Source organism: Citrobacter sp. VF227 (genome assembly GCF_052950715.1).
On record NZ_JBRFVF010000127.1, the window covers coordinates 1 to 654 of the forward strand.

Annotated in this window: 1 protein-coding gene; it reads right to left on the bottom strand. The window is 64.8% G+C overall.

Annotation, left to right across the window (positions count from 1 at the left end):
- Window positions 1–654, bottom strand: a 654-nt coding sequence (locus tag ACU8YC_RS25445) for a UDP-N-acetylmuramate--L-alanine ligase (protein ID WP_446896025.1), incomplete at both ends; no start/stop codon positions are given.

Consider the following 654-nt stretch of genomic DNA (forward strand, 5'->3'; position numbering starts at 1 on the left):
ATGCCTTCCTGACGAACGTTGATGGCACGCACGTCGGCGTCTTCACTGAGGCCGTAGGTGGTAGTCGGACGGCCGATCTGCGGAATGATCTCGCGCACCACCGGATCGTCGACGCAGAGCACCGCCAGGCCGTAGAACGGCAGGTTGTGCAGGAACTCGACGAAGGTCTTCTTCAGCTTGCCGAAGTCGCCGCCATAGGTGCTCATGTGGTCGGCGTCGATGTTGGTCACCACCGCCACCATCGGCTGCAGGTGGAGGAAGCTGGCGTCGCTTTCGTCCGCTTCGGCGATCAGGTAACGGCTGCTGCCCAGCTGGGCATTGGTACCAGCCGCGGTCAGACGGCCACCGATGACGAAGGTCGGATCGAGCCCGCCTGCCGCGAACACCGAAGCCAGCAAGCTGGTGGTGGTGGTCTTGCCATGGGTTCCGGCGACGGCGATGCCATGCCGGTAGCGCATCAACTCGGCGAGCATCTCGGCCCGCGGCACCACCGGGATGCGCTGTTCCAGGGCCAGGGCCACTTCCGGATTGGCCGAATTGATCGCGCTGGACACCACCAGCACGTCGGCACCGGCGACATTGCCGGCCTGGTGGCCGATGAAGATCTGTGCGCCGAAGCTCTGCAGGCGCTCGGTACTGGCCGATTCCTTGAGG